At 68.4% G+C, this 20,823-nt stretch carries 19 protein-coding genes; 5 read left to right on the plus strand and 14 right to left on the minus strand.

Features of this window, described 5'->3' with window-relative positions:
- Positions 1-6: 6 nt before the first annotated feature.
- Both K2W61_RS13175 and K2W61_RS13180 read right to left on the minus strand, forming a co-directional pair.
- Complete coding sequence (locus K2W61_RS13175) at positions 7-699, minus strand: sulfite exporter TauE/SafE family protein (protein ID WP_236756979.1); 693 nt, start codon at positions 697-699, stop codon at positions 7-9.
- Positions 700-773: 74 nt separating this feature from the next.
- Positions 774-1,184 carry a sel1 repeat family protein gene (locus K2W61_RS13180; protein ID WP_236755803.1) on the minus strand — a complete coding sequence of 137 codons (411 nt, stop codon included), beginning with the start codon at positions 1,182-1,184 and terminating at the stop codon, positions 774-776.
- A gap of 123 nt (positions 1,185-1,307) precedes the next feature.
- Here K2W61_RS13180 and K2W61_RS13185 point away from each other — a divergent pair, with 123 nt between their 5' ends.
- On the plus strand, positions 1,308-2,198 hold the full coding sequence (locus K2W61_RS13185; protein WP_175132395.1) for a LysR substrate-binding domain-containing protein: 891 nt from the start codon (positions 1,308-1,310) through the stop codon (positions 2,196-2,198).
- Between the two features lie 48 nt (positions 2,199-2,246).
- On the opposite strand, the gene K2W61_RS13190 is transcribed toward K2W61_RS13185, so the two are convergent.
- Positions 2,247-3,599, minus strand: coding sequence for an MATE family efflux transporter (locus tag K2W61_RS13190; protein ID WP_175140527.1), 1,353 nt, complete (start codon positions 3,597-3,599; stop codon positions 2,247-2,249).
- Positions 3,600-3,785: 186 nt separating this feature from the next.
- On the opposite strand from K2W61_RS13190, the gene K2W61_RS13195 reads away from it, so the two are divergent.
- Entirely contained in the window at positions 3,786-4,256 is a 471-nt protein-coding gene (locus K2W61_RS13195) for a MarR family winged helix-turn-helix transcriptional regulator (protein ID WP_175132396.1), read from the plus strand.
- Here the strand turns inward: K2W61_RS13195 and K2W61_RS13200 are convergent.
- The 3 genes from K2W61_RS13200 to K2W61_RS13210 form a co-directional block, all read right to left on the minus strand.
- A complete protein-coding gene (locus tag K2W61_RS13200) occupies positions 4,243-5,133 on the minus strand; it encodes a DMT family transporter (RefSeq protein ID WP_175132397.1) in 891 nt (296 codons plus the stop codon). The two genes, K2W61_RS13195 and K2W61_RS13200, sit on opposite strands and share 14 nt — an antisense overlap.
- 94 nt (positions 5,134-5,227) lie before the next feature.
- Positions 5,228-6,022 carry an AraC family transcriptional regulator gene (locus K2W61_RS13205; RefSeq protein WP_236755804.1) on the minus strand — a complete coding sequence of 265 codons (795 nt, stop codon included), beginning with the start codon at positions 6,020-6,022 and terminating at the stop codon, positions 5,228-5,230.
- 40 nt (positions 6,023-6,062) lie between these two features.
- Positions 6,063-7,025, minus strand: a complete 963-nt coding sequence (locus K2W61_RS13210) for a LysR substrate-binding domain-containing protein (RefSeq protein WP_175140506.1) — start codon at positions 7,023-7,025, stop codon at positions 6,063-6,065.
- 106 nt (positions 7,026-7,131) lie between these two features.
- On the opposite strand from K2W61_RS13210, the gene K2W61_RS13215 reads away from it, so the two are divergent.
- Positions 7,132-9,426, plus strand: coding sequence for an NADP-dependent malic enzyme (locus K2W61_RS13215; protein ID WP_236755806.1), 2,295 nt, complete (start codon positions 7,132-7,134; stop codon positions 9,424-9,426).
- Between the two features lie 98 nt (positions 9,427-9,524).
- On the opposite strand, the gene K2W61_RS13220 is transcribed toward K2W61_RS13215, so the two are convergent.
- The 3 genes from K2W61_RS13220 to K2W61_RS13230 all read right to left on the minus strand — a co-directional run bounded on the left by K2W61_RS13220 (position 9,525) and on the right by K2W61_RS13230 (position 11,026).
- Positions 9,525-9,899 (minus strand): hypothetical protein, encoded by a 375-nt coding sequence (locus K2W61_RS13220; protein ID WP_175133534.1) that lies wholly within the window; start codon positions 9,897-9,899, stop codon positions 9,525-9,527.
- Between the two features lie 195 nt (positions 9,900-10,094).
- On the minus strand, positions 10,095-10,454 hold the full coding sequence (locus K2W61_RS13225; RefSeq protein WP_236755807.1) for a DUF4148 domain-containing protein: 360 nt from the start codon (positions 10,452-10,454) through the stop codon (positions 10,095-10,097).
- Positions 10,455-10,807: 353 nt separating this feature from the next.
- The gene (locus K2W61_RS13230) at positions 10,808-11,026 is read right to left on the minus strand and encodes a SlyX family protein (protein ID WP_175133536.1); all 219 of its coding nucleotides are present in this window, start codon (positions 11,024-11,026) and stop codon (positions 10,808-10,810) included.
- A gap of 175 nt (positions 11,027-11,201) precedes the next feature.
- Here K2W61_RS13230 and K2W61_RS13235 point away from each other — a divergent pair, with 175 nt between their 5' ends.
- Entirely contained in the window at positions 11,202-13,256 is a 2,055-nt protein-coding gene (locus K2W61_RS13235; protein ID WP_236756980.1) for a TonB-dependent receptor, read from the plus strand.
- Positions 13,257-13,275: 19 nt separating this feature from the next.
- On the opposite strand, the gene K2W61_RS13240 is transcribed toward K2W61_RS13235, so the two are convergent.
- On the minus strand, positions 13,276-13,878 hold the full coding sequence (locus K2W61_RS13240) for a nitrogen fixation protein NifQ (protein ID WP_175133537.1): 603 nt from the start codon (positions 13,876-13,878) through the stop codon (positions 13,276-13,278).
- A 162-nt stretch (positions 13,879-14,040) separates the two neighbouring features.
- Between K2W61_RS13240 and K2W61_RS13245 the strand changes: the two genes are divergently transcribed.
- Positions 14,041-16,557, plus strand: coding sequence for an ankyrin repeat domain-containing protein (locus K2W61_RS13245; RefSeq protein ID WP_236755809.1), 2,517 nt, complete (start codon positions 14,041-14,043; stop codon positions 16,555-16,557).
- Between the two features lie 176 nt (positions 16,558-16,733).
- Here K2W61_RS13245 and cyoD read toward each other — a convergent pair whose 3' ends face one another.
- The 4 genes from cyoD to cyoA are packed head-to-tail and all read right to left on the minus strand — an operon-like array spanning position 16,734 to position 20,589.
- Entirely contained in the window at positions 16,734-17,084 is a 351-nt protein-coding gene (gene cyoD / locus K2W61_RS13250) for a cytochrome o ubiquinol oxidase subunit IV (RefSeq protein ID WP_175133538.1), read from the minus strand.
- The gene (cyoC, locus tag K2W61_RS13255; protein WP_175133539.1) at positions 17,084-17,698 is read right to left on the minus strand and encodes a cytochrome o ubiquinol oxidase subunit III; all 615 of its coding nucleotides are present in this window, start codon (positions 17,696-17,698) and stop codon (positions 17,084-17,086) included. Before cyoC ends, cyoD begins: the two co-directional genes overlap by 1 nt.
- Before the next feature lie 3 nt (positions 17,699-17,701).
- Entirely contained in the window at positions 17,702-19,678 is a 1,977-nt protein-coding gene (gene cyoB / locus K2W61_RS13260; RefSeq protein ID WP_175133540.1) for a cytochrome o ubiquinol oxidase subunit I, read from the minus strand.
- Positions 19,678-20,589 carry a ubiquinol oxidase subunit II gene (gene cyoA, locus K2W61_RS13265; protein WP_175133541.1) on the minus strand — a complete coding sequence of 304 codons (912 nt, stop codon included), beginning with the start codon at positions 20,587-20,589 and terminating at the stop codon, positions 19,678-19,680. The genes cyoB and cyoA overlap by 1 nt, the downstream gene beginning before the upstream one ends.
- Between the last annotated feature and the right edge of the window lie 234 nt (positions 20,590-20,823).

Raw genomic sequence — 20,823 nt, forward strand, 5'->3', positions numbered from 1 at the left:
GGGCGTCTACCCGGACAGCCCCTGCGCCACCTGGTAGGCGCCCAGCAGCGCCAGGCTGACCATGAAGCATTGCTTGAACGCGCGCGCCGACAGCCGGCTGCGTAACCACTGGCCCAGCGCCATCCCGGCCAGCGCCGGCAGCAGCATCAGCACCGAGGTGCCGGCCGCGCCCGGCGTGTAGCTGCCGTTCAGCCACAGCCCCGCCGCCAGCGCCACGGTGGACAGCGTGAACGAGATGCCCATCGCCTGGATCAGGCCGTCCTTGCCCAGGTTCAGCGCCTGCAGATACGGCACGGCGGGAATCACGAAGACCCCCGTGGCGGCGGTGATGAGCCCCGTCACCGCGCCCACCGCCGCGCCCAGCGCGCCCTCGCGGCGCGCCGGCACTGTGGGCGGCGCGCCGAACATACCCCAGGCGGCATAGGCCACCAGAGCGGCGCCCAGGCAGACGCTGGCCCAATGGCCGGCGGGTGCGCCGAACCACGCGGCCCCCGCCAGCGTGCCGACGCAGACGCCGATCTGCATGGCGGCGATGCGGCGCCATACCCGCAACAGCGTCGGCCACGGCCGCGCCTGCCACAGGTTGGTGATGAGCGACGGCACGATCAGCAGCGCGGCGGCCTGCGCCGGCGCCATGATCAATGCCAGCATGGCCATGGAAATGGTCGGCAGGCCCAGCCCCACCACACCCTTCACCATGCCGGCCAGCACGAAGATCGCGGTGGTCGCGGCCAAGAGCGCGGGCGTGCCCACGCCCGGCAGGTCGGCGGCGCTCAAGCGGCCTCGCAGTGCGCGGTGAGCGCGTCGCGTGGACGGCCGAACAGGGCATAGGCGACGTCGTCGCCGGCGCCCTGGCTGGCGGCGCGCAGCAGCCACTGGCGGCCCTCGCACAGGTCGGCGGGCTGGCCGGCCCCATACAGGGCCGGGCCGCCGATCAGCGCGATGCCGAGCATGCGCTGGGCCGGCGCATGGCCGGCGCGCGCCGCCGCCCGCAGCCAGGTCAGCATCGCGGGGTAGTCGCCCAGGGTCTGGGCCTCCAGCGCCAGCGCGTACTTCTGCGCCGGCGTGGCGTAGGCCGACAGGGTGCCGTTGGCTTCGGCCAGGCCTGAGGAATGCAGCGCCAGCGCCGTCAACAGCGCCGCGCACCAGGTTCCGGCCTGGCGGCCTCCAGGGGAGAATGTCATGGGATTGATCCGCTTTCGGTGATGGATGCAGGCATTCTGCGCGCGGGGCGGCGCCGGCCCTATCGGGATCTGGCGCAGGCCGCCTACGGAACAGCCTGAGCCTGGCGTGCTACGCTTTTCGGTATGCGCTTCGACCTGACCGATCTGCGGCTTTTCCTCAATGTGCAGGAAACCGGCTCCATCACCGCCGGCGCGCGGCGTTCGCACATGACGCTGGCGTCGGCCAGCGAGCGTATCCGAGGCATGGAGCAAACGCTGGGCGTGCCGCTGCTGTTGCGCGAACATCGCGGCGTGCAGGCCACGCCCGCCGGCCGCACGCTGGCGCATCACGCGCGCCTGGTGCTGGCGCAGATGGACCGCATGCGCGGCGAACTGGACCACTATGGCCAAGGGCTCAAGGGCCACGTGCGGGTGTTGTGCAACACCACCGCGCTCAGCGAGCACCTGCCGGCGGTGCTGGGCGAGTTCCTCAAGGATCATCCGCGCGTGTCGGTCGATCTCGAAGAACGCCTCAGCTTCGACATTGCCGACGCCCTGCGCGCCGGCACCTGCGACATCGGCGTGCTGGCCGATTCGGCCGACCTGCAGGGCCTGCGGGTGTCGCGCTTTCGCCATGATCCGCTGGCGCTGGTGGTGCCGCCGGATCATCGCCTGGCCGGCGGCAAGACCGCGTTGCTGGCCGACGTGGCGGACGAGGAATTCGTCGGCCTGGTGGAAGGCAGCGCCTTGCAGGAACACATCGCCCAGCATGCGCGCCGCCGCGGCAAGGCGCTGTCGTACCGCGTGCGCCTGCGCGATTTCGACGCGGTCTGCCGCCTGGTGGGCCAGGGCGTGGGCATCGCCATCATGCCGCGCGTGGCCGCCGTGCGCCACGGCCGCGCCGCGGGCGTGCGGCGGCTGGCGCTGATGGATGACTGGGCGAGGCGCGACCTGGTGCTGTGCGTGCGCGGCGAGTTGCCGGCCTATGCCCAGAAGTTGGTGGCGTACGCGCTGCGCGACGCGCCCCGCGCCTAGTCTGGCGCGCGGCGTCTTCGCATGCGAACAGGGCCTGGTCGGCGCGGCTCAAGGCCCTGCCAGCGGCGCCCCGCGCAAGTGGCCGCGCTCGAACCACGACCCCGACGCCACGGCGGCCAGGATCACCAGTCCGTACAGGCCCATGGCCAGCGCGGCGACCGCGAAGAACCAGGTCAGCGATCCCGTCAGGTGCAGCACCGCGCCACCCAGGCCGATGGCGGTGGCCAGCCGCAGGACCCCGGCCCACAACGGCCATTTCAAGCGGCCCGCGCCCTGCGAGGCGAAGTACATCGAAAAGCCCATCGCGAAAAAGCCGTACATCGGACCGGCGATGCGCAGATAAGCGGCGCCGGCTTCCAGCATGTGGTCCTCGGCGCCGAACAGGCGCAGCCAGGCTTGGGGGAACAACGCCGCCGTCAGACCGATGGCTTCGGCCAGCGCGAAGGCCATGGCGCCGCCGGTCAGGGCGATGCGCAGCGCCCGTTCCGGCTGGCCGGCGCCGATGTTGGAACCCACCATCGCCACCATCGGCGCGCCCAGGCCGAACGCCAGCGGCATCATCAAGTATTCCAGCCGCACCGCGATGCCGTAGCCGGCCACCGCGGCGGTGCCGGCATAAGCGCCCACCAGCGCCGCCGTCAGCGCCACCAGGCCGTTGGTGAGCAGAGGGTTGAGCGTGGCCAGCGCGCCCACCCGCAGGATGCTGCGCATCAGGCTCAGGTGCAGGCGGCTGCGGGTCAGGCGCGCGGCGTTGCGGCCGCTCAGGCAATAGCCGCCCAGTACCAGCGTGCCCACCGCGTAGTAACTGACCAGCGCCCAGCCGCCGCCGGCCACGCCCAGCGCCGGGAACGGGCCCCAGCCGAAGATCAGGCAGGGCGACAAGGGCACCAGCAGCAGCGCGCCGCCGCAGATCACCGCGCCCGGCACCAGCATGTTGCCGGTGCCGCGGATGACGCTGGCGAAGGCGTTCATCAACCACATCAGCACGATGCCGCTGAAGATGACGTTGGAGTAGGCCAGCGCCGCGTCCAGCGCCGCGCCTTCGGCGCCGAGGGCGCCATACAGCAGCGGCCCGCAGGCCAGTAGCAGCACGCAGAACACCAGGCCCAGCGCAGCGTTCAATACCACCGCGTGCAGCACCAACTGATCGGCCTCCCGTTGCCGTCCGCCGCCCAGGGCGCGCGCCACGGCCGCCGAGATGCCGCCGCCCATCGCGCCCTGCGACATGTTCTGCATCAGCATCAGCACCGGCACCACCAGCGCCACCCCGGCCAGCACCGGCGTGCCCAGGCGCGCCAGGAACCAGGTCTCGATCAAGCCGGTGGCGGACTGCGCCAGCATCATCAGGATATTGGGCCAGGCCAGCCGCGCGAGCGTGGGGGCGATCGGCGCGTGCAGCATCGCCTGCAGGCGTGCGTTGGCGGGGTGGGGCACGGCGGCGGCGCGGGTGGCGGGCATGGTCGGGGAGGCCGGAGGAGAGCGTGCGGAAAATTTACGTGCATATGCCAATAATTGTCAACAATGCGCTAGACTCGGGTCCGTCGCGGCAGTAGCGTAATGGACTTGCCGTGCCCCTCCGAACCCATCATGTCCGACACCGATTCCTCCGCCATCCCCCCGGACCCGCTGGTCTGCAACGGCGCCGCCTTGCGCAAGGCCACCCGGCGCGTCTCGCAGTTGTACGACACGGTGCTGGCGCCCTGCGGCCTGAAGGTGTCGCAACATTCGATCCTGGTACACATTGCGCGCGCCGGCACGCCGTCCATGACCGATCTGGCGCGCGCCATGGTGCTGGACCGCTCCGCGCTGGCGCACAACCTCAAGCCGCTGGAACGCGATGGCTATGTGCGCATGGCGCGCGACGAGCGCGACGGCCGCAGCCGCCGCGTGGCGCTGACCGACGCCGGCCGCGACAAGCTGGCCGAGTCCAAGCGCCTGTGGAAGGATGCGCAACGGCGCTTCGAGGCGGCCTATGGCGCCGAGCGCGCCGCCGCCTTGCGTCAGTCGCTCGCGGACATTTTCTCCGACGATTTCGCGCTGGCGTTCAGTCGCGGTTGACGGGGGCCGGCTTGCGGGTCCGGCCCTGGATCAGGACCGCGCCCAGCACGCACGCCATGCCCGCGAGCTGATGGCGCGACAATGATTCGTGCAGCAGCAGCGCCGCCAGCAGTACGGCCGAGACGGGCGCGATGGCGGTGAACAGGGCGGCTTCCGACCCGGCCACGCGCTGCGCGCCGGCGTACCACAGCACGAAGCCGGCCACGGTCGGCACCAGCGCGTAATAGGCGACCGCCAGCAGCGCCTCGGCGGAGAGCGCCAGCGTCCACGGCGCTTCCATCAGGCTGGCCGGCAGGCACACGGCCAGGCCCATGGCGCACATCAAGGTCGACAGCGCCAGGGGCGGCAGCGGCACGCGCAGCCGCTTTTGCAGCAGGATGAACAGGCCTTCGCACACCACCGCGCCCAGCACCAGCGCATTGCCGACCCATGAGCCGGCGCCCGGCGCCGCGGCGCCGCGCGTCATCAGCCATACACCGGCCGCCGCCGTGGCGATGGCCAGCAGCGTGGCCTTGCCGGGCCGTTCACCCAGCAGCGCGATGGCGATGGCGGCCGACACCAGCGGCAGGGTGCCGAGGATTACCCCGCCATCGACCGCCGAGGTGCGGCCCAGGCCGGTGATCAGCAACGTGGTGTAGCCGACACTGCCGGCCGCCGCCTGCGCCGCCAGCAGCAGCCAGTCGTGCCGGCTCAGGCGCGGCAGGCGCATGCCGGCCAGCCATCCCAGCAGCGCGAAGCAGGGCAGCGCCAGCGCGAAGCGCAACGCGGTGGCGGTAAAGGGCGGCAGCCCGGTGGCGATAATCTTGCTGGCGACGACGGTGCTGCCCACCAGCACCATGGCGGCGGCCAGGCAGGCATACCCTTGGGTTCGGTTCATGGAAAACGGCCGGAATCAGGACAAGGCCGCAGCGTAGGCGCGAGCGGCGCCCACGGTCTTGAACGAAATTGCGGCGGGCCTGCCGGGGGCGCCGTCAGCGCGCGGCAGCCTGGGCGTAGCGGCCGGGCGACACGCCATAGGCGCGCGAGAACAGCCGTGTCATGTGGCTCTGGTCGGCGAAGCCGGCGGCCGCGGCGGCGTCGGCCAGCGCCATCCCCTGGCGCAACAGGCGGCGCGCCAGCAGCAGACGGCGCTGCATCTGGTATGCGTGGGGTGTCATGCCGGTGGCGCGGCTGAAGGCGCGCAGCACCTGGAAGCGGCTCAGGCCGCTGGCCCGGGCCAGGTCGGCCAGCGACAGCGCGGCGGCGGGCGCGTCATCGATCAGGCCGAGCGCGTGGCGGATGCCTGCGGGAATGCCAGGCCGTGACGGCTGCGCGGCCTGGCGGCCGGCGCGCGCCAATACCCGCAGCAACAGCGTGTCGCGCGCCAGCGGCTCGCCACCGGCAATGGCCAGTGCGTATAGCGACAGCAGGTCCGCCGCCAGCGCGGGTGCGTCCATCACCGGGTGCTCGAATTCGAAGCCCGCGCCGGCCGGCAGCGCGCCGGCGGCGTCGGCCACCACCGCCGGGTCCAGGTACAGCATTTGCCAGGCGCGCTCGCCGCCGACGGGGGCGCCGTCGTGCACCTCGCCGGGATTGACGGTGATCACCTGGCCCGGACCCGCCTCGACCTGGCCGCGGCCGCTGTGCGAGACCTGTCCGCCCTGGCGCAGCACGCCGATGCCGTACTGCTCGTGCGTATGCCGCGCAAACGTCCGGGCGCTGCGCGCGGCCACCGCCTGAATGCCGGCCAGGGCGCTGCGGTGCATGACGAACTGGTTGGCGCTCATGGGTGGGTTCCGGGGTGTGCCGATACGCTTGCGCGCGGATTCAGGGCCGCGCGTTGCGGCTGAAGACGTCGCGCAAGGCCGCCGCGAACAGGGCATCGACATCGCGGCGCAAGCCGTCGGCGCGGCTGAATAGCGAAATCGGCGGCAGGGTCCAGTCGAAAGAATACGGCACGATCGCCGCGCCGGCGATACGCACCAGCTCGTCGGCGATGTCGGCCGGCAGGATCGATACGGCGCGGTCGCTGGCGACGATCATCTCGCCGATCAGCTTGGACGAATCGCTCTGCACCGAGGGCGTCGGCGGCGCCAGGCCGGCTCGCAGGAAAATGTCGGCGACCTGCTCGCGGATGGGGCTGTCCGGCGTGCCGAGGATCCAGTCCAGGTCGGCCAGCATGTTCCATTCGAGGCGCGCGCGGCCCAGGCGCGCGGCCAGGCGGCGGCTGGCGATCAGGCGTGGCGGCTGGTGATACAGCACCTCGAAGTCGATCTGGCCCAGGTCCACCGAGGGCGTGGCCCAACCCACCACCACGTCCAGGGTGTGGTCGCGCAACTGGCGCAGCAGGGCCGGTCCCTGGCCTTCGTGGATGGTGGCGGTGATTCCGCGGCCCTGCGGCACGGTGCGCGCAATGGCGGCCGACAGCAGTTGCCCCGAGACGAACGGGATCACGCCGATATGCAGATGGGCCGCGTGGCCGGCGGCCACTGCCTCCATTTCCTGCACCAGGTGGCCCAGGTCGTGGACCAGCGCGCGGGCCCGCGCCAGCACCACCGCGCCCAGCGGCGTGGGGGTCATGCCGCGCACCGAGCGCTCGAACAGCGGCACATCGAACATGCTTTCCAGTTCGGCCAGCGCATTGGTCACGGCCGGCTGGCTGGTGGCCATGTGTTCGGCCACCCGCGTCAGCGAGCCATGCTGCTCGATTTGCAGCAAAAGCATCAGGTGCCGCATCTTGAGCCGCGAGCTCAGTTTCCGGAGCACGTCGTCCGGGGAAAACGGTGTCATAGACAAGGCATAAGAAAAAGGTAATGTGACAATATTAAATCCGAATGGTCGCCTTATGTCTGTCATCCTAGAATCTGCCCTATTCAAGACTAGGAGGCGCCGCCCCATGAATTCGCAAGCAGACCGCCAGGCCGCCCTGGATTACCACGAGTTTCCCACCCCGGGGAAGATCTCCGTCGTGGCGTCCAAGCCGCTCGTCAACCAGCGCGACCTGGCCCTGGCCTATTCGCCCGGCGTGGCGGCGGCCTGCGAGGAAATCGTGGCGGACCCGGCCAATGTGTTTCGCTATACCGGCCGCGGCAACCTGGTGGGCGTGATCACCAACGGCACCGCGGTGCTGGGCCTGGGCAATATCGGCGCGCTGGCCTCCAAGCCGGTGATGGAAGGCAAGGCGGTGCTGTTCAAGAAATTCGCCGGCCTGGACGTGTTCGACATCGAGATCAACGAAACCGACCCGGACAAGCTGGTCGAGATCATCGCCGGGCTGGAAGCCACGTTCGGCGGCATCAACCTCGAAGACATCAAGGCGCCGGAGTGCTTCACGGTCGAGCGCAAGTTGCGCGAGCGCATGAAGATCCCCGTTTTCCACGATGACCAGCACGGCACCGCGATCACGGTTTCCGCCGCCTTCATCAATGGCCTGAAGGTGGTGGGCAAGGACATCGACAAGGTCAAGGTGGTCACGTCGGGCGCCGGCGCGGCCGCGCTGGCCTGCCTGGATCTGATGGTGGATCTGGGCCTGCCGCTGGAGAACATCTGGGTCACCGACATCGAAGGCGTGGTCTACGAAGGCCGCACCGTGCTGATGGACCCGGACAAGGCGCGCTTCGCGCAGAAGACCGAGGCGCGCAAGCTGGCCGAAGTCATCGAGGGCGCGGACGTGTTCCTGGGTCTGTCGGCCGGCGGCGTGCTCAAGCCCGAGATGGTCGCCAAGATGGGGCCGCGCCCGCTGATCCTGGCGCTGGCCAACCCCACGCCGGAGATCCTGCCGGAAGTGGCGCATTCGGTGCGCGACGACGTGGTGATGGCGACTGGCCGTTCGGACTACCCGAACCAGGTCAACAACGTGCTGTGCTTTCCGTACATCTTCCGCGGCGCGCTGGACGTGGGCGCCACGACCATCACGCGCGAAATGGAAAAGGCGGCGGTCTACGCCATCGCCGAGTTGGCCGAGGAAGAACAGAACGAAGTGGTGGCCGCGGCCTATGGCACCTACGACATCTCGTTCGGCCCCGACTACCTGATTCCCAAGCCGTTCGATCCGCGCCTGATCGTGCGCATCGCCCCGGCGGTGGCCAAGGCCGCCATGGAGGGCGGCGTGGCCACGCGCCCGCTGGCCGACCTGGAAGCCTACGAAGAGCAACTGCAGCAGTTCGTGTACCACTCCGGCGCCTTCATGAAGCCGCTGTTCTCGGCCGCCAAGCGCATCGTGCGCGGCGGCGGCAAATCGCGCATCGTCTTCACCGAGGGCGAAGACGAACGCGTGCTGCGCGCGGTGCAGGTGGTGGTGGATGAAGGCCTGGCGCGCCCTATCCTGGTGGGCCGCCCTGCGGTGCTGCTGTCGCGCATCGAGAAATTCGGCCTGCGCCTGCGCCTGGGCGAGGACGTCGAGGTCACCAACCCCGAATACGACGAACGCTTCCACCAGTACTGGACCACGTACTGGGAGCTGATGTGCCGCCGCGGCATCACCAAGGAAATGGCGCGCGTGGAAATGCGCCGCCGCCTGACCCTGATCGGCGCGATGATGGTGCATCTGGGCGATGCCGACGGCATGGTCTGCGGCACGGTCGGCGCTTACCACGACCACCTGCGCTTCATCGACGAAGTGATCGGCCGCCGTCCTGGCGCCAACGTCTATGCCGCGATGAACATCCTGCTGCTCAACGAGCGCACCGTGGTGCTGGTGGACACGCACGTCAACGATGAGCCCACGGCCGAGCAGATCGCCGAGTTCACCATCGCTGCCGCGCGCGAAATGGGCCGCATGTTCCTGGCGCCCAAGGTGGCGCTGCTGTCGCGCTCGAACTTCGGTTCGGGCAGTTCGGCATCGGGCGCCAAGATGCGCCGCGCGCTGGAGCTGGTGCGCGAGGCTGCACCTGACCTGGAGATCGACGGCGAGATGCACGGCGATTGCGCGCTGGACGAGGCGCTGCGCCTGCGCATCCTGCCGTCCTCGACGCTCAAGGGCGAGGCCAACCTGCTGGTGTGCCCGAACGTGGACGCCGGCAACATCGCCTACAACCTGCTCAAGACGGCCGCCGGCGGCAACGTGGCGGTGGGCCCGATCCTGCTGGGCGCCAATGCGCCGGTGCACATCCTGACTTCCAGCTCGACCGTGCGCCGCATCATCAACATGACGGCCATGACGGTGCTGGACGCCAACCGCATCGAAGGCTGATCGGCGCGCGGTCCCGCGCGGCCGCAAGGCAAAACGCCCGCGTCATCGCATGATGACGCGGGCGTTTTTTCATGGGGCCGACCAGGCCGGCAGGCGACTCAGTTGGCGCTGGCCTTCCAGGTGCCGTCGGATTGCTTGCAGAACCAGAACTTCCAGGTTTCGGTGGTGCTGGTGCGGGCGAAATCGCCTTCCAGCAGGCGACAGGTGCGATCGCCCGCCGTGCTGGTCTGCAGCGGTGTGATCTTGGCGGTGATCGGCGCGGCCTTGCGCTTGGGCGTGCTCGACCAGTTGACGCTGCGGCCATCGGCAGTGTTGTTCAGCGCTTCCGCGACGGCCTGGTGGAACGCGGGCTTGTCGGCCTTGGAAATCTGCGTGATGAGGGCGTTGTTCAGCATCACGGCGGGAGCCGCCAGGACCGGTCCGGAAGCGGCGCCGGCGGCGAGTGCGAATGCGATGAGTCGGATGGTTTTCATTGCGGGGTCCCTCGTTGTTGTCAGGGCTGCGCGCGCAGCCTTTTGATGGTCAGGTACCGATGGTACGCGAAGCCCGCGCTTCTTGTCTCGACCGCCCCGTGACATGCGCCGGCGTGTTTGCGCGGGCACAAAAAAGGCCGCCCGGAGGGCGGCCAAGGTACAACAAGGGGAGGGGTAAATCCGTGCGACGGGCGCTCAGTTGGCGCTGAGATACACGCCGGCGAATGGCGTGTCGTCGGGTTCGACACCCGAGACTTGGCCGGCGGCCTTGGCGGCGGCCAGGTCGGCCTGCACTTGGGTGCGCGTCAGGCCGGATTGGGGGGCGCCATAAACGCCCTGGAAGGGCATGTCGTTGGGCTCGACGTTCGAGACCTGGCCGGCGATCTTGGCGGTGGCCAGGTCGGCCTGCACCTGGGCGCGGGTCGGGCCTTCATAGGGGGTGCCGTAGACGCCCTGGAAGGGCATGTCGTTCGGTTCGACGTCCTGCCCGGCGTAGGCGCCGGCGCTCAAGGCGGCCAGGGACATCAACAGGGCAGAGGCAAGGGTCTTTTTCATGGTGAATCTCCGATTTCAGAAGCCGGGGAGCGAATCCGGCGGCTTGTCCGTCGTGGTTCGTTGTTGTTTCCCGATGGCTCAATACTGCGCGCAATCGAGATACGGATAAACCCTGATATCGGTAAAAGATTTTTCCATGAATGGAAAGAATTCGCAGGAAGCTGGAATTAGATCCAATTTATGGAATTAATAGCCGTTGCGCGATGGCTCGGCATGCGGGCGGCAAGGCATGTGTCCCCCCGCCCGCGAGGCGCCCATGGCCTGGACCAGGCGCGCCTTCGCCGGCTGGCCCAGGCCCGCCAGACGCGTCGGCGCGAATCGCGCCAGGACCCTGCCCCTGTTGGGGGGGCGGTTCAGTAGTGCGGCGGCAGCTCGTCGCGCAGGCTGCGCCACTGCGCGCCGCCCTCGGGCGCCTGCTGCTGGCGCAGGTCGGCAAGCTCGCGCTGCAGGCGGTCGATCTGCTGCTGTTGGCGCACGATGATCTGGTTCAACTGTTCCAGCAGGTCGTCGGCGAAACTGGCCTTGACCTCCAGGTCCAGCAACCGGCGTTCGATGTCTTGCGAATTTTCCATGACGCTATTAGAACCCATTGTCCTGCGTCCATTCCCCGCGCGCCGGGCCGTATCGACATTGCCGACGTCCTGTGCGAGGCTGCGGGGCACGGTGGCATATCGGGGAATTCGATTGACGCGGGAGCGATACTGGCGCGGCGCCCTGGCCCGCCCCTTTCTGCATGGCCTGCTGGGCATGGCGCCGGCGGTGACGGCGTTGGCGCAATCCGCGGCGCCCCAGGCGCTGGCGCCGGTGGTGGTGAGCGGTACCCGTATCGGCGTGCCGCTGCTCGAGACGCCGGCCTCGGTCGATATCGTCGGCGGCGCGGGAATGCGCCGTGGCCAGCCGGGGATCAACTTGTCCGAAGGCCTGGCCGGCGTCCCCGGCTTGCAAATCCAGAACCGCCAGAACTACGCGCAGGACCTGCAGATATCCAGCCGGGGATTCGGCGCGCGCTCCACCTTCGGCGTGCGCGGGGTGCGGCTATATGTGGACGGCATCCCGGCGACCATGCCCGACGGGCAGGGCCAGACTTCGAACATCGACATCGGCTCGCTCGATCGGGTGGAGGTGCTGCGCGGGCCGTTCTCGGCGCTGTACGGCAATTCCTCGGGCGGCGTGATCCTGGCTTATACCGAAGACGGCGCCGTGCCCTCGGCAATCGGCGCCTCGGCCTGGGCTGGCAGCGGCCACACCTGGCGCTATGGCGCCAAGGCTTCCGGCACGTCCGGCGACATGGACTACGTGCTGGACCTGTCGCGCATGACCACCGACGGCTACCGCGACCACAGCGCCGCGCGCAAGAACCTGGGCAACGCCAAGCTGGGCGTGCAACTGGACGATGCCAGCCGGCTGACGATCGTGGCCAACCGCGTGGACCTGAGAGCCCAGGACCCGCTCGGCCTGACCTACGCACAGTTCCAGGACGCGCCGCGCAGCGCCGGCCTGGCGGCGCAGTACGACACCCGCAAGACCGTGCGCCAGACCCAGGGGGGGCTGGTCTACGAGCGCCACATCGACGGCGCCAACACGCTGCGCCTGATGGTCTACTACGGCCAGCGCGACACCACGCAGTTCCAGGCCATCCCACCCGCGGCGCAGGCGGCCCCGACCCAGTCGGGCGGCGTCATCGACCTGCGCCGGCGCTATGGCGGCGCGGACCTGCGCTGGACCGCGGAACTGGGGCCGGCGGACCGGCCCTTGACCCTGGTCGGCGGCTTTGCCTACGACACGCTGCGCGAGAACCGCAAGGGCTACCAGAATTACACGGACGACGGCGCCACCCGCCAGCTCGGCGTGCAAGGGACGCTGCGGCGCGACGAGACCAATACGGTCTCCAACGCCGATCCCTACCTGCAGGCCTCGTGGCGCGTGGCGCCGCGCTGGACACTGGACGCGGGCCTGCGCTACAGCACGGTCGCGTTCCGTTCGCGCGATCATTACATCGTGCCTGGCAACGGCGATGACAGCGGCGACGCCCGCTACCGTCGCGCCCTGCCGGTGGCCGCGCTACGTTACCAGCCCGACACGCGCACCAGCCTGTATGTGTCTTATGGCCGCGGTTTCGAAACCCCCACGTTCAACGAGCTGTCGTACCGGCCGGGCGGACAGCCCGGCCTGAACTTCGGCCTGGCGCCCGCGCTCAGCGACAACGCCGAGGCGGGCCTGAAGACGGACCTGGCGGGCGGGCAACTGAGCGCCGCCGTGTTCCGGGTGTCGACGCGCGACGAGATCGTGGCGGCCGGCAGCACGGGCGGGCGCGCCACGTTCCGCAACGCCGGGCGCACCCGGCGCGATGGCGTGGAGCTGGGCTGGTCGGCCGGTTTCGCCAGGCACGGGCGAGCGCAACTGGCGTATACCTGGCTGGATGCGCGCTACCGCGATGAGGGCGGCGGCGCGATCCGCGCCGGCAGCCGTATCCCGGGCATCGCGCGCCAGTCGGCCTACGCCGCGCTGGCCTGGGCCCCGCCGCAAGGGTGGCAGGCCGGCATCGAGGCTCGCTATCTCGGCCGTCTGTACGCCAACGATGCCAACGACGCCGCCGCGCCTGCCTATGTGGTGGCGGCGCTGTCGGCCGGCTATGTGAAGCGCCTGGGCAACTGGGAGGTGAATGCCTATGCCCGCGTCGACAATCTGTTCGACCGGCGTTACGCCGGTTCGGTCATTGTCAACGAGAGCAATGGCCGCTATTACGAACCGGCCCCGGGGCGTGGCCTGGGTGGGGGGCTGGGGGCGACCTACCGGTACTGAGCCGGACGTCCGGGCCCGTTCAGCGTTCGCGCTGATCCCCATAGCAGAAGGCGTGGTCCTCGCAGGCGCCGCAACCCGGCGCGGCCTGCGGCGGCAGGCCGGCATGCTCGAAAGCGGAATACGCCAGGAATTGCTTCCAGCGCAGGTTGCGGCTGTTGCGCGCCACCAGGCCGGGGTAGTGGCGGGTCAGCAGCGCGGTGACGTCCTCGCGCCCGCTCAGGCCGAGGTCGCGCCACAGGTGGTCCGGCCGCAGGCAGGCGTGCGCCAGCACGCTGGTGACCCAGGCGGTCGTCATGGCCTGGCCGCTGCAGGCGTCGAGCAGCACGCGCAGCCGCCGCGTGAAATCCGGTTGCGGGCTGGCCAGGCCGCGCGCGGCGTAGGCCGGCAGTTGCGCCCGCAGGCCGGCGCCGGCCGGCGCGCCAGGGAACAGGTTGGCCAGCACCTCGACCAGCTCGGCGGGAGACAGGCCGGTGCGGGCCAGATCGCGGTGCGCCAGGCTCTTGCCGATCACCGTGGCGAAAAAGCGGGCGTCGGGATGGTCGGGCGCGGCCTGCTCCAGCAGGCTATCGGTCAGGGCATCGATGTCCCGGGCGAGCGGGGCGGCGGTCAGGACGGCATCCATGGCGGTTCGCGGCAAGCAAGGTTCTAAGGAATCGTTATATGCCGCAATATATAACGAAGAAGGATACCCCTGTCTGCGATCGGTCAAGGCGGCCGGGCCGGGCAGGGCGGCGGACAAATGGGGGCGGTATCATCGGCGGGCTTCCCACCACAGGTTCATGCGATGCCCCGTCTTGCCCCTCTTGCGGTTCCCCGCCATCTCGGCGCCGTTGCGCTGGCGCTGGCCGGCCTGTTCGCCCTGTCCGCGCCGCCGCCCGCGGCGGCGCACGACATCGGCGCCTTCATCGAGGCCACGCGCCTGGGCCGCTACCCGTTGCGCGAGCCGGAGCGCCGCGTCTGGGGCGCCGAAAATGTCAGGGATGCCGTGCTGGTGGGGCAGGTGGAGAACCGGCTGTACCTGTACCACTACCTGCGCCAGGGTGGCGCTGGCACGCCGTCCGAACTGGCATTCCGTTCGCGGCCACTGGTGATCGATCCGGCCGCCTGGAACCCGGCGCGCGAGGAGGATGTCAGCGTGTCGGCGCCGCGCGACGGGCTGGGGTTCTATTGGGTGACTTACACCTATCCCGATGCCGATGGCCGGCAGGCCCACGGCTTCCTGGTGGACGAGAGCGGCGCCGTGGTGACGGTGCGCGCCGATGCCACCCGGGTGGTGGCGACGGCCGAGCAGCCTTGGGACGAGGCGCGCCGCGCCCGGGCGCTGGCCACGCTCAAACCGGCGCTGGCGGGGTTTCCCTGGCGCCTGCCGGCTTTTCCCGCCGATGTGCGTTTCGAGACGCGGCCGCCGGTCGAGACGACCGCGGCCTTCCGCAAGCTGCATCAGGCGGTGCGCGCCATCCCGCGCGCCCGGGCGGCCGACTTCAACCGGGCCTTCGCCGCGCTGCGCCGCTTCGTGCTGGAGCACGACTACCGCGAGATCGATCCGCAGAACAAGGACGCCGAGATGCTGACGGCCCTGAACGACTATGGCTTCTGGCTGGCCGAGGCGGGCGAGGCGGTCGAGGCCGAGCGGGTGCTGGACGAGGTGTTGCGCCGCGATCCGGCACGCACGCCGGCCTACTTGAACCGCGCCGACGCGCGCATCAAACTGCGTGACCGCCAGCGCGAGCAGCGCGATGTGCACGCAACGCGGGCCCAGGAAGACTATCGCCTATATTGCTCGCGCAGGCTGGCGGCCGGCGAGGCGATCCCGGCGAACGTGGCCGCGCGCATCGGCGCGGCGTTGGGCGCCAAGGCGCTCGATGCGACGGCGTGCCGGCCGCGGTTGGTGATTTTCGAGGCGATCCGCGCTGGCGACCTGAACGCCGTGCGCGCCGAACTGGCGCAGGGCCAGGACCCGAATGGCGTCAACGAGTACGGCGTGTCGGCATTGAGCATTGCCACCCACAACCGGCAACTCGAGATGGTGCGGGCGCTGCTGGCCGCCGGCGCCAAGGTCGATGGCCCCAATCGCGGCGCGCCGCTGCTGGCCTCGGCGCTGCCGCAGGCGCGCGACACCCGTCCGGCCGCCGAGCGCTATGCGCTGGCCGACACGCTGATCGCCGCGGGCGCCTCGCTGGAGGCGCTCGACGCCAATGGCACGCCGCTGCTGCTGCGGCGTGTCTCGTACTACGCCGAGGATAGGGACACGCTCGACTACCTGCTGGCCAAGGGCGCCGATCCGAATGGCCGCGAGAAGAATGGCCGCTCGGTGCTGCACGCGGCCATGAGCAGTCCGTCGAAATTCTGGTTCGCGGAAAAACTGCTGGCCAAGGGCGCGGACATCAATGCCGCCTATATCCGCATGTACTACGGCCGCCAGGCCATGTGGGAAACACCGCTGCTGGAAGCGCTGCGTGAATCGCCCGGCGGCGAGCCCAAGCCGCAGGTGTTCGAGCGCGTGGCGTTCGCGCTGGCCAGGGGCGCCGATCCGGCCGTGGGCGGCTATGGGCCGAAGGCGGGGCAGCAGCGCGCCGGGCTGGACGAAGCCTTGAGCCTGGCGGCGCGGCAGATGTCGCCGGAACTGGTGGACCGGTTGGCGCAGGCCGCCGCCGGCAAGCCGCGCGCGCCGTTGACGACGGCGGCACTGTCGAGCCTGCTGCGGCAATGGAACGAGGTCGAGAACCGCGCCGATGCGCAGGCCAAGGGGGCGCAGTGGGACGATCTGCGGGCGCGCCTGCGCGCCACCGCCGAGCGCCTGCTGGCGGCGGGCGTGCCGCTGGCGTATTCCGGCAACGCCACCGGCGAATCAACTGACCAGATCGCGCCGCTGTCGCTGCCCTGGTTGCCCGACGATCTTTACCAGGCGTGGCTGCTGGCGGGCGCGAACCCGTCGGATCGCAGCGATCGCGGCACGCGGCTGCGTGGCGTGGTGGATGCCGATGCCCTGCCGCTGGTCATCATGCTGCGGCTGGGCAACGACGCCAAGGCGCGCATGCTGTTGGCGCACGACGGCGGCCTGTATGCCACGCCCGCGCGCTGCGGCATGGCGGTGGCGGACATGCTGGCCTGGAGCCTGAGCGACAACGGCCCGCTCGGGCCGTCCGCCGCGCGCGCTTTGCAGCAGGTGCTGGATGGCGCGGCCAAGGCGCCGGCCTGCGACCTGGCGCAGGGGGCGCGGGTGAAGCCGTTCGTCGGGGTCAGCGCGCGCGACCTGGCGCAGCGCGCCGGCGTGACGCTGGCGGTGAAGGCGCCGGGCTGAGGCTCAGGCCGTGCCTGGCCAACTGGCCCGCGCCGCGCCCGCCGACAGGGGCAGGCTCAGCGCAGAATAGACGCGGGCGTCGCGGCGGGCGAAGGGATCTTCGCCCTTGCGCTTGAGAATATGCCAAAAAAACAGGCGCCTCTCGGCGCCTGTCTGTCGTCATGGAATGACGGGTCTTACATGGCGTGGCCCATGTTGACGTTCATGTTGTACAGCACCCAGGCCGAACCCCCGACGATGATGGCGATGATCATCACGGTGAAGACGAACGTGGCCAGGTTGTCACGGGCCGATTTCGAAGCGCCCATGTGCAGGAAGTACACCAGCTGCACCAGCAGCTGGAGCACGCACAGCGCCACCACACCGGCGATGGTGATGGTGTGGGACAGCGCGCCGCTCATCACCAGCCCGAACGAGCCGAAGGTGAGCAGGAGCGAAAGCACGAAACCGATGATGTAGGACTTCACGGTGCCGTGGTCGGCGGCGTGATCGTCGTGGCCGTGGGCGGCCGCAGCGGAGTGCGACATCAGAGGGCTCCCAGAAGATAGACGAAGGTGAAGACGCAGATCCAGACGATGTCCAGGAAGTGCCAGAACAGGCTCAGGCACGCCAGGCGGCGCTTGTTGACCGAGTCCAGGCCATGGCGGCGGACCATGTCGATCATGACGACGATCCAGATCAGGCCGAACGTCACGTGCAGGCCGTGCGTGCCGATCAGCGTGAAGAACGCCGACAGGTAGGCGCTGCGGCCGGGGCCGGCGCCTTCGGTGATCAGGTGATGGAATTCATAGACTTCCATCGCGATGAAGCCCGCGCCGAACAGGAACGTGACCATCAACCAGCCGATTGCGCGGCTCTTGTTGTTGGCGTGGACGTTCAGGTTGGCCATGCCGAAGGTGAAGCTCGAGAACAGCAGCAACAGGGTTTCGACCAGCACGAACTTCAGGTCGAACAGTTCCTTGCCGGTGGGACCGCCCGCGGTGGCGTTGGACAACACCGCGAACGTCGCGAACAGCACCGAAAAGATCAGCAAGTCGCTCATGAGGTAGACCCAGAAACCGAAAACGGTCTTGGATCCATCGTCATGGTGCGCGTGATCGTCGTGACCCGCGTGGGGGTGAGTGGCTACGGCTTGAATCATGGCTCAGGCGGCCTTCTGCATTTTTTCAAAATGGGCGTTTTCGATGCGTTCGACTTCCGCGGCCGGGACCCAGTAGTCGACGTCGCGGTCATAGGCGCGGACGATGAACGAACCGATCATGCCGACGAAACCGACAATCGCCAGCCACCAGATGTGCCAGATCAGGGCAAAGCACATGACCAGGCCGAACGCGCCGATGAAGACGCCGGCGGCGGTGTTCTTCGGCATGTGGATGTCTTCGTACTTGGCCGGGCGCTTGTAGGCCTTGCCGTTCTGCTTGTCTTCCCAGAACTGGTCCAGTTCATCGACGTGAGGAACATGGGCGAAGTTGTAGAAAGGCGCGGGCGAGGCGATCGACCATTCCAGGGTACGGCCATCCCAGGGGTCGCCCGTGATGTCCAGGTTCTGCTTGCGCTGGCGCACCGACACGAACACTTGCTGCAGCAGGAACCAGATGCCCAGCATGATCAGCGCGGCACCGGCCAGCGCCACCAGCAGGTAGGGCTGCCATTCGGGGTTGTCGTAGTGGTTCAGGCGACGCGTCATGCCCTTGAAGCCCAGGATGTACAGGGGCATGAAGGCCAGGAAGAAGCCGACGAACCAGCAGTAGAACGAGTAGCGGCCCAGGCGTTCGTTCAGCTTGAAGCCGAAAGCCTTGGGGAACCAGTAGGTCATGCCGGCGATACACCCGAACACCACGCCACCGATGATGGTGTTGTGGAAGTGGGCGATCAGGAACAGGCTGTTGTGCAGCACGAACGACACGCCGGGGATGGCCAGCATCACGCCGGTCATGCCGCCGATGACGAACACCAGCATGAAGCCCAGCGTCCACAGCACCGGCGTGGTGATGCGCAGGCGGCCGCGGTAGATGGTGAACAGCCAGTTGAAGATCTTCGCGCCCGTCGGGATCGAGATGATCATTGTGGCGATGCCGAAGAACGCGTTGACGTTGGCCCCCGCGCCCATGGTGAAGAAGTGGTGCAGCCAGACCAGGAACGACAGCACGCCAATGGCGGCCGTGGCGTAGACCATGGACTTGTAGCCGAACAAGGTCTTGCGGGCGAACGTGGCGACCACTTCGGAGTACACGCCGAAGGCCGGCAGCACCAGGATGTAGACCTCGGGGTGGCCCCAGATCCAGATCAGGTTCACGTACATCATGACGTTGCCGCCCATGTCGTTCGTGAAGAAGTGCGTGCCCAGGTAGCGGTCCATCGTCAGCAGCGCCAGCGTGGCGGCCAGCACCGGGAAGGCGGCCACGATCAGGACGTTGGTGACCAGCGAGGTCCAGGTGAAGATCGGCATCTTCATCAGGCTCATGCCCGGCGCGCGCATGCGCAGGATGGTCACGATGAAGTTGATGCCGCTGAGGGTTGTTCCCAGCCCGGAGATCTGCAGCGCCCAGATGTAGTAGTCCACCCCGACACTTGGGCTGTAATCGAGCCCGGACAGCGGCGGATAGGCGAGCCAGCCGGTCGCGGCGAATTCACCGACGAACAGCGAGATCATCATCAGCGCGACGCCGGCGCCGAACAGCCAGAAGCTCAGCGAGTTCAGGAACGGGTAGGCCACGTCGCGGGCGCCGATCTGCAGCGGCACCACGATGTTCATCAGCCCGGTGATGAAAGGCATCGCCATGAAGAAGATCATGATGACGCCGTGGGCGGTGAAGATCTGGTCGTAGTGGTGCGGCGGCAGGAAGCCGGCGGAGTCGGCCGATGCCACGGCCAACTGGGTGCGCATCATGATGGCGTCGGCGAAGCCGCGCAGCAGCATGATCAGCGCGACGATGATGTACATCACGCCGATGCGCTTGTGGTCGACCGAGGTCAGCCATTCGGTCCAGAGATACTTCCACTTGCGGAAGTAGGTGATGGCGCCGAAGACCGCTAGGCCTCCCAGGCACACGGCGGCCAGCGTAACCATGACGATGGGTTCATGGTACGGAATGGCCTCGAGGGTAAGTTTCCCGAGCATTATTGAGTCAATCCTGCAACAAGATTATTCGACGTGGGGGTGCACGTGGCGTCTTCGACGCCGGCCATCTTGGACATGGTGCTGCCCAGGATGTAGTCGAACATGGACGGCGGCACCGAGGCGTACCTGGCGACCGGGTTGTGTTCGCTGCGCTTGGTCAGTTCCTGGTACACGGCCGGGGTCAGCGCGGTGCCGGAAGCCTTGGCTTGCTTGACCCAGTTGTCGAAGCCTTCCTGGGACGTGGCGATGGCCTTGAAGCGCATGCCGGAGAAGCCGGCGCCGCTGTAGTTGGCCGAGATGCCGGCGTAGGTGCCGGGTTCGCGCGCGTTCAGGTGCAGCTTGGTCTCCATGCCGGCCATCGAGTAGATCTGGCTACCCAGCTGGGGAATGAAGAACGAGTTCATGACCGAGGCCGAGGTGATCCGGAAATTGACCGGGACGTCGACCGGGAACGCGATCTCGTTGACCGTGGCGATGTCGTACTCGGGGTAGATGAACAGCCACTTCCAATCCAGCGACACCACTTCGATGGTGACCGGCTTGTGCTCGGAGACGAGCGGCTTGTAGGGATCGAGCGCGTGGGTGGAGCGCCAGGTGATCACGGCCAGGATCGCCACGATGACACACGGGATGGTCCAGACCACGACTTCGATCGCCGTGGAGTGGGCCCACTTGGGCTGGTAGTCGGCTTTGGTATTGGATGCGCGGTATTTCCAGGCAAACGTCAGGACCATGATGATGACCGGGATCACCACCAGGAGCATCAGACCGGTTGCCGTGAACAGCAGGGTCTTTTCCTGAGCGCCAATATCTCCCTTGGGGGAGAGGATTTCCATGTTGCAGCCGCCAAGCAGCATGACCGCGCCGACGCCAAAAATGCGCGTAAGGGTCGCAAGGAGGGGGTGTTTCACGTACAGCCTTGGATGGAAGGTGGGAAATGCTGCGGAGCAGCAGACTGGAATGCTGCTAGGCAGCAACGTCCATCCTATCGGTTTGACCTGGGTCAAGCGTGCGACGAATGGTCGCATTGCCCTGTGGGCTTTTGCCCTCAACGCGGCCGGTCTAGGGTTTTCCCAGGCGGGAGCGGGCGTTGTGGAGAGGAAGTGAGTGCGACGATATGTCGCACCTGCACAAAAAGAGATTGT

It is taken from the genome of Achromobacter pulmonis (genome assembly GCF_021733725.1).
GTDB lineage: Bacteria > Pseudomonadota > Gammaproteobacteria > Burkholderiales > Burkholderiaceae_B > Achromobacter > Achromobacter pulmonis.

Coding starts and splice junctions, on each gene's coding strand:
- K2W61_RS13175 (WP_236756979.1), bottom strand. CDS start 699: ATGGTGAAGGGTGTGGTGGGGCTGGGCCTGCCGACCATTTCCATGGCC.
- K2W61_RS13180 (WP_236755803.1), bottom strand. CDS start 1,184: ATGACATTCTCCCCTGGAGGCCGCCAGGCCGGAACCTGGTGCGCGGCG.
- K2W61_RS13185 (WP_175132395.1), top strand. CDS start 1,308: ATGCGCTTCGACCTGACCGATCTGCGGCTTTTCCTCAATGTGCAGGAA.
- K2W61_RS13190 (WP_175140527.1), bottom strand. CDS start 3,599: ATGCTGCACGCGCCGATCGCCCCCACGCTCGCGCGGCTGGCCTGGCCC.
- K2W61_RS13195 (WP_175132396.1), top strand. CDS start 3,786: ATGTCCGACACCGATTCCTCCGCCATCCCCCCGGACCCGCTGGTCTGC.
- K2W61_RS13200 (WP_175132397.1), bottom strand. CDS start 5,133: ATGAACCGAACCCAAGGGTATGCCTGCCTGGCCGCCGCCATGGTGCTG.
- K2W61_RS13205 (WP_236755804.1), bottom strand. CDS start 6,022: ATGAGCGCCAACCAGTTCGTCATGCACCGCAGCGCCCTGGCCGGCATT.
- K2W61_RS13210 (WP_175140506.1), bottom strand. CDS start 7,025: ATGACACCGTTTTCCCCGGACGACGTGCTCCGGAAACTGAGCTCGCGG.
- K2W61_RS13215 (WP_236755806.1), top strand. CDS start 7,132: ATGAATTCGCAAGCAGACCGCCAGGCCGCCCTGGATTACCACGAGTTT.
- K2W61_RS13220 (WP_175133534.1), bottom strand. CDS start 9,899: ATGAAAACCATCCGACTCATCGCATTCGCACTCGCCGCCGGCGCCGCT.
- K2W61_RS13225 (WP_236755807.1), bottom strand. CDS start 10,454: ATGAAAAAGACCCTTGCCTCTGCCCTGTTGATGTCCCTGGCCGCCTTG.
- K2W61_RS13230 (WP_175133536.1), bottom strand. CDS start 11,026: ATGGAAAATTCGCAAGACATCGAACGCCGGTTGCTGGACCTGGAGGTC.
- K2W61_RS13235 (WP_236756980.1), top strand. CDS start 11,202: ATGGCGCCGGCGGTGACGGCGTTGGCGCAATCCGCGGCGCCCCAGGCG.
- K2W61_RS13240 (WP_175133537.1), bottom strand. CDS start 13,878: ATGGATGCCGTCCTGACCGCCGCCCCGCTCGCCCGGGACATCGATGCC.
- K2W61_RS13245 (WP_236755809.1), top strand. CDS start 14,041: ATGCCCCGTCTTGCCCCTCTTGCGGTTCCCCGCCATCTCGGCGCCGTT.
- cyoD (WP_175133538.1), bottom strand. CDS start 17,084: ATGTCGCACTCCGCTGCGGCCGCCCACGGCCACGACGATCACGCCGCC.
- cyoC (WP_175133539.1), bottom strand. CDS start 17,698: ATGATTCAAGCCGTAGCCACTCACCCCCACGCGGGTCACGACGATCAC.
- cyoB (WP_175133540.1), bottom strand. CDS start 19,678: ATGCTCGGGAAACTTACCCTCGAGGCCATTCCGTACCATGAACCCATC.